The organism is Streptomyces sp. W16 (genome assembly GCF_033194735.1).
In the GTDB taxonomy this organism is placed as follows: domain Bacteria; phylum Actinomycetota; class Actinomycetes; order Streptomycetales; family Streptomycetaceae; genus Streptomyces.
In genome coordinates, this window is record NZ_JAWOAI010000172.1 from 1 (window position 1) to 15,297 (window position 15,297).

At 69.5% G+C, this 15,297-nt stretch carries 13 protein-coding genes and 1 pseudogene; 9 read left to right on the plus strand and 5 right to left on the minus strand.

The window, feature by feature from the left end; genetic code table 11:
• The 5 genes from kdpB to R6V09_RS23105 all read left to right on the plus strand — a co-directional run.
• A partial coding sequence (gene kdpB, locus R6V09_RS23085; protein WP_317883341.1) for a potassium-transporting ATPase subunit KdpB occupies positions 1-1,404 on the plus strand: 1,404 nt, incomplete at its 5' end.
• 25 nt (positions 1,405-1,429) lie between these two features.
• Complete coding sequence (locus R6V09_RS23090) at positions 1,430-2,098, plus strand: potassium-transporting ATPase subunit C (protein ID WP_317883342.1); 669 nt, start codon at positions 1,430-1,432, stop codon at positions 2,096-2,098.
• 100 nt (positions 2,099-2,198) lie between these two features.
• Positions 2,199-2,882 carry a response regulator transcription factor gene (locus R6V09_RS23095; RefSeq protein ID WP_317773393.1) on the plus strand — a complete coding sequence of 228 codons (684 nt, stop codon included), beginning with the start codon at positions 2,199-2,201 and terminating at the stop codon, positions 2,880-2,882.
• A gap of 1 nt (position 2,883) precedes the next feature.
• Entirely contained in the window at positions 2,884-5,430 is a 2,547-nt protein-coding gene (locus R6V09_RS23100) for a sensor histidine kinase KdpD (protein WP_317883343.1), read from the plus strand.
• A 58-nt stretch (positions 5,431-5,488) separates the two neighbouring features.
• Entirely contained in the window at positions 5,489-6,973 is a 1,485-nt protein-coding gene (locus R6V09_RS23105; protein WP_317883344.1) for a glycoside hydrolase family 43 protein, read from the plus strand.
• A gap of 80 nt (positions 6,974-7,053) precedes the next feature.
• Here the strand turns inward: R6V09_RS23105 and R6V09_RS23110 are convergent, their stop codons facing one another.
• Both R6V09_RS23110 and R6V09_RS23115 read right to left on the minus strand, forming a co-directional pair.
• Entirely contained in the window at positions 7,054-7,245 is a 192-nt protein-coding gene (locus R6V09_RS23110; RefSeq protein WP_043667998.1) for a DUF5999 family protein, read from the minus strand.
• A gap of 284 nt (positions 7,246-7,529) precedes the next feature.
• Positions 7,530-8,114: a hypothetical protein gene (locus R6V09_RS23115; protein ID WP_317883345.1), complete on the minus strand. Its 585-nt coding sequence runs from the start codon at positions 8,112-8,114 to the stop codon at positions 7,530-7,532.
• A gap of 523 nt (positions 8,115-8,637) precedes the next feature.
• Here R6V09_RS23115 and R6V09_RS23120 point away from each other — a divergent pair.
• On the plus strand, positions 8,638-10,155 hold the full coding sequence (locus R6V09_RS23120) for a glutamate-cysteine ligase family protein (protein ID WP_317883346.1): 1,518 nt from the start codon (positions 8,638-8,640) through the stop codon (positions 10,153-10,155).
• A gap of 12 nt (positions 10,156-10,167) precedes the next feature.
• Here the strand turns inward: R6V09_RS23120 and R6V09_RS23125 are convergent, their stop codons facing one another.
• Positions 10,168-11,952: a substrate-binding and VWA domain-containing protein gene (locus R6V09_RS23125; protein ID WP_317883347.1), complete on the minus strand. Its 1,785-nt coding sequence runs from the start codon at positions 11,950-11,952 to the stop codon at positions 10,168-10,170.
• A gap of 141 nt (positions 11,953-12,093) precedes the next feature.
• On the opposite strand from R6V09_RS23125, the gene R6V09_RS23130 reads away from it, so the two are divergent.
• Positions 12,094-12,894 (plus strand): CPBP family intramembrane glutamic endopeptidase, encoded by an 801-nt coding sequence (locus R6V09_RS23130; protein WP_317883348.1) that lies wholly within the window; start codon positions 12,094-12,096, stop codon positions 12,892-12,894.
• A gap of 28 nt (positions 12,895-12,922) precedes the next feature.
• On the opposite strand, the gene R6V09_RS23135 is transcribed toward R6V09_RS23130, so the two are convergent.
• Both R6V09_RS23135 and R6V09_RS23140 read right to left on the minus strand, forming a co-directional pair.
• Positions 12,923-13,735 (minus strand): PhzF family phenazine biosynthesis protein, encoded by an 813-nt coding sequence (locus tag R6V09_RS23135; RefSeq protein WP_317883349.1) that lies wholly within the window; start codon positions 13,733-13,735, stop codon positions 12,923-12,925.
• A gap of 83 nt (positions 13,736-13,818) precedes the next feature.
• Entirely contained in the window at positions 13,819-14,487 is a 669-nt protein-coding gene (locus tag R6V09_RS23140) for a class I SAM-dependent methyltransferase (RefSeq protein WP_317883350.1), read from the minus strand.
• A gap of 45 nt (positions 14,488-14,532) precedes the next feature.
• On the opposite strand from R6V09_RS23140, the gene R6V09_RS23145 reads away from it, so the two are divergent.
• Positions 14,533-15,057: a hypothetical protein gene (locus R6V09_RS23145; RefSeq protein WP_317883351.1), complete on the plus strand. Its 525-nt coding sequence runs from the start codon at positions 14,533-14,535 to the stop codon at positions 15,055-15,057.
• Positions 15,058-15,147: 90 nt separating this feature from the next.
• Positions 15,148-15,297, plus strand: a pseudogene (locus R6V09_RS23150) (PadR family transcriptional regulator); the annotation flags it as partial.

Sequence of the window (15,297 nt, forward strand, 5' to 3'; positions counted from 1 at the left end):
CTGAACATCCTGTTGGCGTCCCTCACCATCGTCTTCCTGCTCGCCTGTGCCACGCTGCCGCCGTTCGCGGACTACGCGGGCACGCACCTCACGTTGATCGTGCTGGTGGCCCTCCTGGTCTGTCTGATCCCTACGACCATCGGCGCACTGCTCTCCGCGATCGGCATCGCGGGCATGGACCGGCTGGTGCAGCGGAACGTACTGGCCATGTCCGGCAGGGCAGTTGAGGCCGCCGGTGACGTCTCCACGCTGCTGCTCGACAAGACCGGCACCATCACCCTCGGCAACCGTCAGGCCTCCGAGTTCGTGCCGGTGACCGGCACCACCGAGGCCGAGGTCGCCGACGCCGCGCAGCTCTCCTCGCTGGCCGACGAGACGCCCGAGGGCCGTTCCATCGTCGTCCTGGCGAAGGAGAAGTACGGTCTGCGCGAGCGCCACCAGGGCGAGTTGGCCCACGCCGAGTGGATCGCCTTCACCGCCCAGACCCGTATGTCGGGTGTGGATGTCGACGGGCGCAAGATCCGCAAGGGCGCGGCCGGTTCGGTCGTCACCTGGGTCCGGGAGCGGGGCGGCGAGGTGTCCGAGGACGCCGGCGCCCTCACCGACCGGATCTCGGCGGCCGGCGGCACCCCGCTGCTCGTGGCCGTCGAAGACACCGAAGGCGCACGGGTGTTGGGGGTCATCCACCTCAAGGACGTAGTCAAGGCGGGCATGCGCGAGCGGTTCGACGAGCTGCGCCGCATGGGCATCAAGACCATCATGATCACCGGTGACAACCCGCTGACCGCCAAGGCGATCGCCGACGAGGCCGGCGTCGACGACTTCCTCGCGGAGGCCACTCCCGAGGACAAGATGGCCCTCATCAAGCGGGAGCAGGCCGGCGGCAAGCTGGTCGCGATGACCGGTGACGGCACGAACGACGCGCCCGCGCTGGCCCAGGCGGACGTCGGCGTCGCGATGAACACCGGTACGTCGGCCGCGAAGGAGGCCGGCAACATGGTCGACCTCGACTCGAACCCGACCAAGCTCATCGAGATCGTCGAGATCGGCAAGCAACTCCTCATCACCCGGGGCGCGTTGACGACGTTCTCGATCGCCAACGACGTCGCGAAGTACTTCGCGATCATCCCGGCGCTGTTCGCGGCGGTCTACCCGGGCCTGGACAAGCTCAACGTGATGGGCCTGTCCTCGCCGGACTCCGCCATCCTGTCGGCGGTCATCTTCAACGCGCTGGTCATCATCGCGCTGGTCCCGCTCTCCCTGCGGGGTGTGCAGTACCGGCCGGTCAGCGCCGACAAGATGCTGCGCCGCAACCTGACGATCTACGGCATCGGCGGGCTGATCGCGCCCTTCATCGGCATCAAGATCATCGACCTGCTCATCTCCCTCATCCCCGGGCTGTAACTTTTTGAAAGCGTGCTGACCAGTTATGAACAACTCGGTATCCAACACAGCCCGGTTGCTCTGGGCGGGCCTGCGCGCCCTGCTCGTGCTGACCCTGGTGACCGGTGTCATCTATCCGCTGGTCGTCACCGGCATCGCGCAGGGGATCTTCCCCGGCAAGGCGAACGGCTCGGAGATCAAGTCGGACGGCAAGGTCGTCGGCTCGTCCCTGATCGGGCAGTCGTACAACCTGCCGTTGAAGAAGGGGCAGGAGACCCCGGACCCGGACCTCAAGTGGTTCCAGGGCCGCCCGCAGAACGGGCTCGGCGCCAACAGCGTCAACACCCAGTACAAGCTGATCCTCTCCGGTGCCACCAACCTCTCCGCCGACAGCAAGGTCCTCGTCCAGCAGGTGAAGGACGCCAAGGCCGCCGTCATCAAGGACAACTCGGTGCCCGGCTACACGGTCAAGGCGTCCCAGGTGCCCGCCGACGCGGTGACCTCCTCCGGCTCGGGCCTCGACCCGGACATCTCTCCGGCGTACGCGGACCTCCAGGTCCACCGCATCGCCGAGAAGAACGGCCTGACCGTCACCCAGGTGCAGAAGCTGGTCGACGAGCACACCGACGGCCGCACCCTCGGCTTCATCGGTGAGCCCACGGTGAACGTGCTGGAACTCAACATCGCGCTCAAGTCCCTTGTGACGAAGAGCTGATGGCGTTACGCGACCGGCAGGGGAGTCGGCGGCCCGGGAGAGATCCCGGCGCCGCCGACTCCCGCCGCCATGCCAGGGACCACACGAAAGGCACACCCCCATGACACGGGTGCTGGTGGTGGAGGACGACCCGCAGCTCGTACGGGCCCTCGTGATCAACATGCAGGCCCGCCAGTACGGCGTGGACGCGGCCCCCGACGGCGCCACCGCGCTCCGGCTCGCGGCGGCGCGACAGCCGGACGTCGTGATGCTCGACCTCGGACTGCCCGACATGGACGGCGTCGACGTCATCAAGGCGCTGCGCGGCTGGACCCGGGTCCCGATCCTGGTGCTGTCGGCGCGGCAGGCCTCCGACGAGAAGGTCGCCGCCCTCGACGCGGGCGCCGACGACTACATCACCAAGCCGTTCAGCATGGACGAACTCCTCGCCCGGCTACGGGCCGCCGTCCGCCGCGTCGAGGACGTACCGCTCGCCCCGACGACCACCCTGGTCACCACCGACGACTTCACCATCGACCTGCTCGCCAAGCGCGCCACCCGCGGCGGACACGACATCCGGCTCACCCCCACCGAGTGGCATCTGCTGGAGATCCTGATCACCAACCCGGGCCGCCTCGTCACACAGAAGTACCTGTTGCAGGAGGTGTGGGGGGTGTCCCAGAGCAACAAGACCAACTATCTCCGGGTCTACATGGCCCAGTTGCGCCGGAAGTTGGAAGGGGACCCGTCGAGCCCCCGCTATCTGATCACCGAGCCCGGCATGGGCTATCGCTTCGAAGGATGACATGGGACGCGGCAAGCTCCGGATCTACCTCGGCGCGGCACCGGGCGTCGGCAAGACGTACGCGATGCTGTCCGAGGCGCACCGCCGTATCGAGCGCGGCACCGACTGCGTGGTCGCCTTCGTGGAACACCACAGCCGGCCGCGCACCGAGGTGATGCTGCACGGCCTGGAGGAGATCCCGCGCCGCGAACTCGCCTACCGGGACACGACGTTCAGCGAGATGGACGTCGACGCGGTCCTCGCCCGCCACCCCGAAGTCGCCCTCGTCGACGAACTGCCGCACACCAACATCCCCGGCTCCCGCAACGCCAAGCGCTGGCAGGACATCGAGGAACTCCTCGCCGCGGGCATCGACGTGATCTCCACCGTCAACATCCAACACCTGGAATCCCTGGGCGACATCGTCGAGTCCATCACCGGCGTACGGCAACAGGAGACCGTCCCGGACGAGGTCGTCCGCCGGGCCGATCAGATCGAACTCGTCGACATGTCACCGCCCGCGCTGCGGCGCCGCATGGCACACGGCAACATCTACAAACCGGACAAGGTCGACGCGGCCCTCTCCAACTACTTCCGCCCCGGAAACCTCACCGCCCTGCGGGAGTTGGCGCTCCTCTGGCTCGCCGACCGGGTCGACGCCTACCTCCAGGAGTACCGCAGCGAACACCGCGTCTCGGCGATCTGGGGCTCACGCGAACGCATCGTCGTGGGCCTGACCGGCGGTCCGGAGGGGCGCACGCTGATCCGCCGGGCCGCCCGCCTCGCCGAAAAGGGCGCGGGCGGCGAGGTGTTGGCGGTCTACATCTCCCGCAGTGACGGCCTGACCTCGGCCTCCCCGAAGGAACTCGCCCAACAGCGCACGCTCGTCGAGGACTTGGGCGGCACCTTCCACCAAGTCGTGGGCGAGAACATCCCGGTGGCCCTGCTGGACTTCGCGCGCGGAGTCAACGCCACCCAGATCGTCCTCGGCGTCTCCCGCCGGAAAGGCTGGCAGTACGTCTTCGGTCCGGGGGTCGGCTCGACGGTCGCCCGGGACTCAGGGCCCGATCTCGACGTCCACCTCATCACCCACGACGAGGCGGGCAAGGGACGCGGACTGCCCGTGAACCGGGGCGCGCGGCTCGGGCGGGCCCGCATCGTCTGGGGCTGGCTGGCCGGTATCGGCGGACCGCTGCTGCTGACCTGGCTGTTGAGCAGTGTCGCGCCCGAAGTCGGCCTGGCCAACGACATGTTGCTGTATCTGACGCTGACCGTGGCGGCGGCCCTGCTCGGCGGACTGTTCCCCGCGCTGGCCTCGGCGGCGGTCGGATCGCTGCTGCTGAACTGGTACTTCACCCCGCCCGTGCACACCTTCACCATCGCGGACCCCAAGAACATCGTCGCCATCGCGATCTTCGTGGCCGTCGCGGTGTCGGTCGCGTCGGTGGTCGACCTTGCCGCCCGGCGCACCCACCAGGCGGCCCGGCTGCGCGCCGAGTCGGAGATCCTCTCCTTCCTCGCGGGCAATGTGCTGCGCGGCGAAACCAGCCTGGAGGCCCTCCTGGAACGGGTCCGGGAGACCTTCGGCATGGAGTCCGCCGCCCTGCTGGAGCGCGCGAGCGACGTCGAACCCTGGACCTGCGCGGGCAGCGTCGGCCCACGCCCCTGCCAGAACCCCGAGGACGCGGACGTCGACGTACCGGTCGGCGACCACATGGCCCTTGCCCTCTCGGGCCGGGTACTGCCCGCCGAGGACCGCCGCGTCCTGGCCGCCTTCGCGGCGCAGGCAGCCGTCGTACTCGATCGCCGCCGCCTGCGCGAAGAGGCAGACCAGGCCCGCGCGTTGGCCGAGGGCAACCGCATCCGCACGGCCCTCCTGGCCGCCGTGAGCCATGACCTGCGGACGCCACTCGCCGGCATCAAGGCGGCCGTCACTTCCCTCCGCTCCGAGGACGTCGCCTGGTCGGACGAGGACCAGGCGGAGCTGCTGGCCGGCATCGAGGACGGCGCCGACCGCCTCGACAACCTCGTCGGCAACCTCCTCGACATGTCCCGCCTGCAGACCGGCACGGTCACCCCGATGATCCGCGAGGTGGACCTCGACGAGGTCGTCCCGATGGCGCTGGGCGGAGTTCCCGAGGACACCGTCGAACTCGACATCCCGGAGACACTGCCCATGGTGGCCGTCGACCCCGGCCTGTTGGAGCGGGCGGTGGCGAACCTGGTCGAGAACGCGGTGAAGTACAGCCCGGAGGGAACTCCCGTACTGGTCAAGGCGAGTGCCATCGCCGACCGCGTCGAGATCAGGGTGGTCGACCGCGGCCCGGGCGTCCCCGACGAGGCGAAGAACCGCATCTTCGAACCCTTCCAGCGCTACGGCGACGCCCCGCGCGGCGCCGGAGTGGGCCTCGGCCTGGCGGTCGCTCGCGGCTTCACCGAGGCCCTCGGCGGCACGCTCAGCGCGGAGGACACACCCGGCGGCGGCCTCACCATGGTGCTCAGCCTGCAACTCGCCCCCGCGCCCGACCTTGCCCCCACTGGCGGATCCACCTACAGTCCCGCTTCGTAACGTTCGCCAATCAGCCCGAAACTTTCGAACACGGGGCTGGACGGAGGGGCTGAGGCGCATGCGGACCTACGACAACCCGGTCATCGGCGGCTTCCATCCCGACCCCAGCGTGTGCCGGGTCGGCGAGGACTACTACCTCGCGTGCTCCAGCTTCGAGTACTTCCCCGGCGTCCCGCTCTTCCACAGCCGGGACCTGGTGCACTGGCGCCAGATCGGCAACGCCCTTGACCGGCCGAGCCAGTTGGACCTGCCGGACGACACCCCCGCCTCGGCCGGCATCTACGCCCCGACCCTCCGCCACCACGACGGCCGCTTCCACCTCATCACCACCGACGTGGGCGGCAAGGGCAACTTCCTCGTCACCGCAGACCGGCCCGAGGGCCCCTGGTCGGACCCGGTGCTCGTCGACGTACCCGGCATCGACCCCGACCTGGCCTGGGACGAGGACGGGAACTGCTGGTGTGCCGTGGCCGGGGTGAAAGTTGCCCGCATCGACACGACGACCGGCAAGGTCCTGGAGGGCCCGCTCCCGATCTGGTCCGGCACGGGACTACAGCACCCGGAGGCCCCGCACCTCTACCGCGTCGGCGACTGGTGGTACCTGATGGTGGCCGAGGGCGGCACCGCACACGGCCACAGCGTCTCGATCGCCCGCGCCCGCTCTCCGCGCGGCCCCTACGAACCGGCCCCCGCCAACCCGATCCTCTCCCACCGCAGCACCGACCTCCCCATCCAGAGCACCGGCCACGCCGACCTGGTCACCGCCCCCGACGGCACCTGGTGGATGGTGCTCCTCGGCACCCGGCCCCGGGGCTGGTTCCCCGGCTTCCACGTGCTGGGCCGCGAGACCTTCCTGACCCCGGTGGAGTGGGCGGACGGCTGGCCACGGGTCGGCCCGGTACAGGAACAGCACCCGGCGCCGAAGGCCTGGCACCCCTTCCAACTCCCGCCGGTACGCGACGACTTCGACGCCCCGACCCTCGCCTTCTCCTGGATCTCCCCGCGCCGCAGGCCGGACGCCGGCTGGTCACTGACCGAGCGGCCCGGCCGGCTGACCCTGAACGCGCGGACGGGCCCCGCGTTCCTCGGACGCCGACAGCAGCACCCCGACTGCCGGGCGGCGGTCCGCATCGACCCCGGCTCCGCGCGCGCCGGACTCTCCGTCCGCATGGACGAGGCGCATCACTACGACATCGAGGTCGCCGGGGGAGTGGTGAGCGTGGTCGCGCGGATCGGCCCGGTACGGCAGCGGGTCGCGGAGCGCCAGGTACCGCCCGGCCCGGTCACCCTCGCCGTCGAGATCGGCACGGCCGACACCGGCACGCGCGGCCCCGACACCCTCACCTTTTCCATAGAGGGCCCCGAAGGTGCCGTAGAACTGGCCGAGTTGGACGGTCGCTATCTCTCCACCCAGGTCGCCGGGGGCTTCACCGGCCGGGTGATCGGCATGTATGTCAGCGAGGGCACGGCGGCCTTCGACTGGTTCGAGTATTTCGCACTAGGGGAGGCGCTCGGACAGCAGTCGACTACGGGGAGTGATTGACCCCGGATATGCGTCGGGGCCGGTGCGCACTTCGTGTGTGCGGCCGGCCCCTCATGTCCTTGAACATGTCCTTGAAATGCTCAAGCGGCAGTCATCACCTGGCGGTGCGGGGCGATGATCTGGCCGTCGGGCAGGAGCTCACCGGTGTCCTCGAACAGGAGAACGCCGTTGCACAGCAGGCTCCAGCCCTGCTCCGGGTGGTGCGCCGTGAGGCGGGCGGATTCCCGGTCGGCTGATTCGGCTGTGGGACACGGCGGCTGGTGCTTGCACATTGGTGGGATCTCTCGCTCTGTTGTGGTCATGTCCGTCCCCCGTGGTGTTGAGTTGGTCCGAACCCAGTGTTGCCCTACGGGCGTCAATCCGCAGGGATTTAGCGGCACCGCTTCTCACAGGTTGATGACGCATCACCCGCGCGGACGGTTCATCCCAATTCCCGGCTCGTACGAGCCTTTTCCTGCTCGTACGAGCGTTACGAACATAAAGAGGATCGGAAACGCGATCGTACCCCGCTACCGGGAATTCGGCGGCGGGGTACGGAGGTGACAGCGGAGAGAAGTCAGGCGGGTGAACCGAGTAGTGGCGCCGGAGTCACCCGATGAGTCAGCACCGGCAGCAACTCGGCGACCCGGTGCGGACGGTGGGCCGCGATGCCGGGGGGTGCCGGGGCCAGTGGGACCAGCAGATCGGTCGCGGCGGGGTGGCCGCCGGCGCCGTCCGCGGTGAGATCGCCGTGCAGCCACAGCGTGAGCATGTAGAGGCCGGGCACGGACAGCAGGCGCGGCTGGTAGGCGCCCTTCATGTTCTCGGCCTGGCGCAGCGCCCGCTCGGTCGCGGTGATGTAGGGGCCCTCGAAGAAGTGCGAGAACGCCCAGCCGTCGGGGGTCAGCATCGTCTCGGCGGCGGCGACCGCGCGGTCACCGCAGCGGATCAGGAAACGCCACCCGGCCAGCGAGGTGACGGCGGTCCCCTCCGGTGTGACGTCGTCCAGTACATGGACGGGCAACGGGAGTTCGGGTGTGGCGGGCCCCTGGGCCGCGCGCAGGGAGGGCGTTCGGGCCTCGCGGACGGCGGTGGGGGAACCGAGTGCCGTGAGAACGGAGCGCAGGGCGGGCGCGGGAGCCGGGGGGAAATGCAGCGGCATGGTGGGTCGCCTCTCATTCGACAGGCACGGTGGCGCGAGGGCGGGACGGGGGCGGACGGCGCTGTCAGCTCTCGGGGTCAGAGAGGCGGGGGCCGGGGGTGCTGTGCACATGGGTACAGCCCGCCGCACGTCACCTCGACGGCGGGACCAGGATCGTGGGCACCAACCTTCTGCCTTGTTCGCGGAGTTTATACGACACGTGTTCAGACGGTGTTTCGTCTAACCGTTTCCCGTATGAACAACAAGGGACCATTCGGCCAGCGATTCGTGGGAATCATCCCGGTTCCGAACCGGGGAAACGGCGATGACCTCGGGATATGTCACCGATGCGGTCGGCCAATTCTCGTCGGCGTTTTTCACGAGACCCTCATTGTGTGCGGAACCGTCCAGCGCCCCATGCCTCGTGAATGTGCCGCGGGTCACTTCGGACCAGAGTAGCGGGCGCCGGCCCGCCGCGGGACGTTATCGATCGCCAGGTCTGGGCATCATCCTTCCTGACCCGGGACGAGGAGGTGGGGCTTCGATGGGGGAGAAGGTCGTGGCGGGGCCGTTCGAGCTCGCCGACCGCCAGCGCTACCGCGCCAAGCTGCGGCGGTGCCTGACGGGACTGGAGCGGCTGCTGGCCGAGAAGCGGTTCGACCGCCCCAAGAACCTCATGGGGCTGGAGATCGAACTCAACCTCGCCGGTGCCGACGGCATGCCGAGAATGCTGAATGCACAGGTCCTCGAACGCATCGCGAGCCGAGATTTCCAAACAGAACTCGCCATGTTCAATCTGGAAGTCAACATTGCCCCACATCGATTGGAGGGCCGGGTATTCGACCGGCTCGCCGAGGAGATCCGCACGTCCCTGGCATATGCCCATCGGAAAGCGGGCGAGGTCGACGCCGGAATAGTGATGATCGGCATTCTGCCGACGCTCGACCGGGACGACCTGGTCTCCTCGAACCTCTCCGCGGTGGACCGCTACACCCTGCTCAACGACCAGATCGTGGCCGCCAGGGGCGAGGATTTCGTCCTCGACATCGACGGCGTCGAGCACCTCACCTGCACGTCCGGCTCCATCGCGCCCGAAGCCGCCTGCACCTCCGTGCAGCTGCACCTCCAGGTCACCCCGGACCGCTTCGCGGACGTGTGGAACGCCGCCCAGGCCGTCGCCGCCGCGCAGGTCGCCGTGGGCGCCAACTCGCCCTTCCTGTTCGGCCGCGAACTGTGGCCCGAGTCCCGCCCGCCGCTCTTCCAGCAGGCCACCGACACCCGTCCGCCCGAACTCCAGGCCCAGGGCGTCCGCCCCCGCACCTGGTTCGGCGAACGCTGGGTCACCTCCGCGTTCGACCTCTTCGAGGAGAACCTCCGCTACTTCCCGCCCCTGCTCCCGGTCCACGACGACGAGGAACCCCTCGACGTGCTCGACACCGGCGGCATCCCCACCCTCGCCGAACTCGTCCTGCACAACGGCACGGTGTACCGCTGGAACCGCCCGGTCTACGGCATCGCCGACGGCGTCCCGCACCTGCGCGTCGAGAACCGCGTCCTGCCCGCGGGACCCACCGTCACCGACGTCATCGCCAACACCGCCTTCTACTACGGCGTCGTGCGCGCCCTCGCCGAGGAGTCGCGGCCGGTGTGGACCCGGCTGCCCTTCGAGGCCGCCGCCGCCAACTTCGACACCGCGTGCCGCCACGGCATCGACGCCCGCCTGCTCTGGCCCCGGCGCGGACGGCTCGGCGGCACCACCGAGATCGACGCGGTGGCCCTCGTACGCGACGAACTGCTGCCGCTCGCCGAAGCCGGGCTTGACGCGTGGGGGGTCGAACCGGCCGACCGGGACCTGTACTTGGGCGTGATCGACGAACGCTGCCGGCGCCGGGCCAACGGCGCGACCTGGCAGTCCGGCACCTTCCACCGGGCCCTCGAACAGGGCCTCAGCAGGGAAGCCGCTTTCGCCGCGACGACCCGCCGCTACAGCGAGCTGATGCACCTCGGGGAGCCGGTCCACACGTGGCCGGTGGGCCTGCCGGAACCGGCACCGCTGGGGTGAACCGCCGCTGCCTCAGCCCGCGTTGGCCGAGGCGCCCGCCGCACCCGCCGCCACGATGGCCTGGAGGATCACCGACTGGATCTGGGCGGGGTTGCTCACCTCGTGGCCCGAGCCGCCGGTCGCCTCGGCGATCTGCCGGGCCTCCTCCTTGTCGGCCTCCGGACCCACCGCGATCATGATCAGCGGCACCGGCCGCTCAGGGCTGGCGAGTTGGCGCAACTGCTTGAGAAGCGTGGTGCGCGAGATGCTGCCCGGGTCCTGGTTGACCCCGTCGGTCAGAATCACCAGCGCGTTGAACTTCCCGTCCGCGTAAGAGGACATGGCCGCCCTGTACGCGGCGAGCGTGGTGTCGTACAGCCCCGTCGCGCCGTTCGGCACCGGCTTCAGACTCCCGAACGCCGCCGACAGGCTGTCCCGTTGGGTGCCGCTGCCCACGCGGTCGCCGAGCCGCTCGGTCGGCACCAGGACGCGGTAGTCCTTGTCGCCGTCGAGCTTCGTGGAGAACTCCCAGAGCCCGATCTCGTCCTCGGGCGTGAACGTGGCCAGCGCCTGCAACAACGACGCCTTGGTGACGTCCATCCGCGACTGCCCGGTCCCCGGCACCGATTCCGACATCGACGACGACGCGTCCACGACCGTGGTGATCCGCGCGCTCTGCACCGTGATCGTCCAGGTCCCCAGCGCCTCCTGGAGCGCCGCGTCGGAGGCCGGCTCGGCCGGCGCCACGGCGTACGGCTGCGGACTGCTGCCGCCGGCCTTGGCGACCACCGCCTTCGGCGCAGCCTCGTCATCGGTGCGGAAGCCGTACTTCACCATCAGCTTCTGCTGCGCGGGCTTGCTCAGATACGTCATGAACCGGATCGCGGCCCGGCTCTCGTCCGTCGTCAGCCGCTCCCGGTCCACCAGGTTGTACGGGTAGTCCAGCCGAGGGGAGCCGTCCTTCGGATAGAACAGGTCGAGACTCCCGCCGTCGGCCGACGCGTTGTACGCGAACGCCGACTGCTCGCTCAGCACCAGCGCCTGGTTGCGCTTCGGATTGCCCTGCTCGGTGCCGGAGGAGTCGCGCGGCAGGGTGTCCAGGACCTGGCTGTCGGTGTCCGAGATCCGCTGCGACAGCGTCTTCATCATCGCCGCCGCCTGTGTGTCACCGCCCTTGACCTTGGCGGCGGCCGTACTCAACTGCGTGAGCGCCAGCAGCCCCGTCGCGCTGCGCGCCGGATCGGCCGCCCCCAGCCGCAGCGAGTCGTCCTGGAGGGTGGCACCGGCCAGGTCCAGCCAGGTGTACGTCTTCTTCGGCCACCCCAGCGACTTCGCGGCGGCCGGGACCATCGCCACACCGACCGGAGTGGCGGCCACATTGCCCGCGGGAGTCACCTCCGTCGCCTCCGCGTCGGCGGCCGAGGTGACCTGGTTCACCCACAACTCCGAGTCGGGCACCCACACCTGTACGTCCGGGTGCTTGCCCGACTTGAGCGTGTCCGCGACCTTGTACGACTCCTCGGCGGTCACCGAGATGTTCAGGCACTGCCCGTCGGACGTGATGTTCTCGTCGCGTGCCTGTCCGGCCGCCGCGCGCAGGGCGGGAGCCATGTCGGGAGAGGCGGCCAGTTTCAGCCGTACCGCGTCCTTGCGGCAGGAGGAACCGAAGGAGAGCAGCCCGCTCCGCACCGCGACCGCGGTACCGCCGGCGACGGTCAGCACAAGCACCGTGGCGAGGGCCACCTTGCGGCGGCGCGCGCGAGGACGGGGGTCGCTGCCGTCCGCCCTGTCCGGATCGGGCAAGCTGTGACGTCCCATGACGGTGGTGCCCCTCCCTGTTTTGAACCTCGTGCCTCCGTCTCCCCCAACGGCCTGTCGCGCACGATCTTCGTAAGTTCTTTCGAGACCCTAGCGGGGCGAAGATGGGCGTGAGGCGGGATTTCCGAACTGAAGGCAGGTGTGCAGGTGGAGGCAGGGCAGGTGGCCGAAACTTTTCCGCTGGAGCGGCCGACGCGGCGGATTCTCCGGTCCGAGGCACTGCTCGTTCTGGGGCTTTCGCTCGGTGCGAGTGGAGTGTCCGCCCTGATCAGCTTTGTCGGATCGGTCACGAAACCGGGCGGTCTCAAGGACCAGGCGGCCACCCTCAACGCCTCGGCCGCGCCCGGCCGGCCATGGCTGGATCTCGCCTGGCAGCTGTTCGGAATCGCGTCGGCACTTGTCCCGGTCGCCCTCGTGGCGCACTTCCTCCTCAGGGAGGGCGAGAGCCTGCGCACGATCGGCTTCGACCGCACCAGGCCCTGGCCCGACCTGGGCCGCGGCGCGGCGATCGCGGCGGTGATCGGCAGCACCGGCATCGCGTTCTACCTGGCCGCACGGGGTCTCGGCTTCAACCTCACGGTGGTGCCCGAGGCGCTGCCCGACGTCTGGTGGAAGTACCCGGTCCTGATCCTCTCCGCGATGCAGAACGCGATCCTCGAAGAAGTGATCGTCGTGGGCTATCTGCTGCGCCGCCTGGGCCAGTTGGGCTGGACGCCGGGAACCGCGCTGGTGGCCAGTTCCGTACTGCGCGGTAGCTACCACCTCTACCAGGGCATCGGTGGCTTCGTCGGCAACATGGTGATGGGCGTGGTCTTCGTCTACCTGTACCGCCGTTGGGGCCGCGTGGGCCCCTTGGTCGTGGCGCATTCCCTGCTCGACATCGGGGCGTTCGTCGGTTATGCGCTGCTGGCGGGGAAGGTGGGCTGGCTGCCGACGGCGTAAGTCCCGTGCGGGGCAGGCCTGTTGCGGCTCAGACGAGCAGCTCGCCGTCGATGGTCGTGACCGCCCGCCCGGTCAACAGGGTGCGGTCGCCGCGCAGTTCGGTACGGACGAGCCCGGTGCGCGGCGAGGCCTGAAGCCCGGTGAGAACAGTGCTGCCGAGCCGCTCCGACCAGTACGGGGCCAGCGCCGTGTGCGCGCTGCCGGTGACCGGGTCCTCGTCGATGCCGACGTTCGGGAAGAAGCAGCGGGAGACGAAGTCGTAGCCCCGCGTGGGGTCTTCGGCGCGGGCGGTGGCGATGATGCCGCGCTCTGAGTGGGCGGCGAGGGCCTTGTGGTCGGGTGTCAGTCCTACGACGGTCTTCTCGTCGGCGAGTTCGACGACCAGGTCGCGGATGTTCGGCCCGGTGTCGAAGGCGGTCAGGGCCTCCGCGCCCAGGGCCTCGGTGACGCCGTCCGGGATCTCGACGGGGGTGAGCGGGGCGGTCGGGAAGTCGAGGGTGATCGACCCGTCCGGTGCCGGCGTGGCGATGAGCACACCACTGCGGGTGGTGAACCGCACGGCGCCCTCGTGGGCGCCGGTGGTGTGCAGCACATGGGCCGTGGCGAGGGTCGCGTGTCCGCACATCGCGACCTCGGTGGCCGGCGTGAACCACCGCAGCGCCCAGTCGGCCGCCCCGCCCTCGGGCAGCCGGTGCGCAAACGCCGTCTCGGCGTGATTCACCTCCAGCGCGACCTTCTGCAGCCAGTCGTCGTCCTCCGGGAAGGCATCGAGAAGCACCACCCCGGCCGGATTGCCGGCGAAGGGACGGTCGGTGAACGCGTCAACGATTCGAATCCGCATGCTCCGACGCTAGAGGTTCCCCGGTCTGTCGGACCAAGGCCAATTCGGGGGTACTGGACCGATTTCGTGGCCCGAAGGGGTCGTTACGACGACGAGGGGTGCTCAGGTTTCCAGGCCAGGAAGGTGGCATACCTCCGCTTCGCTCCCGCGACGGGCTCCTGGATCAGCCGGGCGGTGATCGTGAGTCCGGCTCCCTCCAGCAACTCGGTGATCCGGTCCGGCGGGAGCAGATGGGACTCGTAGGACACGGGACGGCCGCCGTATCCCTGTGTCGGGCGCACGAGTTGGCCCTCTCCCACGTGGCCGGCCAGCATCAGATGGCCGCCGGGCGCGAGGGTGCGGTGGAACTCGCCGAACACGACCGGCAGTTGTTCCGGCGGGGTGTGGTGCGTGGAGTAGTAGGCGAGGACACCGCCCAGTTCGCCGTCGCCGATCTCCGGCGCGGTCATCGAGCCCACGGTGAAGGTCAGTTCCGGGTAGGCGCGGCGGGCCAGCTCGACCATCCTCGGGGACAGGTCGACACCGAAGACCGGCACCCCCAACTCCGCCAGATACGCGGTGACTCTGCCGGGCCCGCACCCCAGGTCCGCCACCGGCCCGAGGCCCGCCGACCGCACGGTCTCCGCGAAGGCGGCCGGCATCGCACGTGACAGCGGGTCCAACTCGGCCGGAGTCTTGACGAGTTGGACGTAGTCGTCGGCCACGGTGTCGTACGACTCCCGGACCGCGGTGAGGTAGGAGGGGTCGGTCATGCGGGCGACTTTAGAGGAAGGGTCGGAGACGGTGAGCGAGGAGTCGTGACCGGACGAGCGGAACGCCCGCTGTTCTTCCTGGACGTCGACGGGACACTCCTGCCCCTCGGAGGGGCGCTGATTCCGTCGAGCTCTCAGGGATGGGAGGACTGGCAGAGCACGTCGAATCCTCAGCTGGTGAAGATCGACGTGGGCCATGTTCCGCGGCTGCTGGCACTGCCCTGCGAGCTGATGTGGGCCACCGCGTGGATGGAGGACGCCAACGAGGTGCTGTCCCCGCTCCTCGGGCTGCCACGGCTTCCGGTGGCCGACCTGCCGGAGGCGTCGCAGGAGTACGAGTCCGGCGTACTCAACTGGAAGACCCGAGCCCTCGTCCGAGCCGCGGCGGGACGCCCCTTCGTCTGGGTCGACGACGAGATCACCGACCTCGACCACGCCTGGGTGTCGGCCCACCACCGAGGACCCGCCCTGCTCCACCGCGTGGATTCGATGACCGGCCTCACCGGTGCGGACTTCGCGGCGGTCGACGACTGGCTGCTGGAGCGGAGCGGGCGCCTCCGGCGCGAGTAGCCGTGTCTTCGGCAGGGGCTTGTCATCCGAACAGTTCCGATATATCGTTGACGCATCGCGACAGATCAACGATGGAATGGAGTGATTGCGATGCGTACCCACGGATACGAGCGTGGACATGGACAGGAAGGCCACTCCCGGCGCGGCCGGGGTGGCCCCGACGGGCGGCGTGCGGCTTTCGGTCCCTTCGGGCCGGGTGGCCCGGGCGGTCCCGGTGGCCCCGGCTTCGGACCGGGCTTC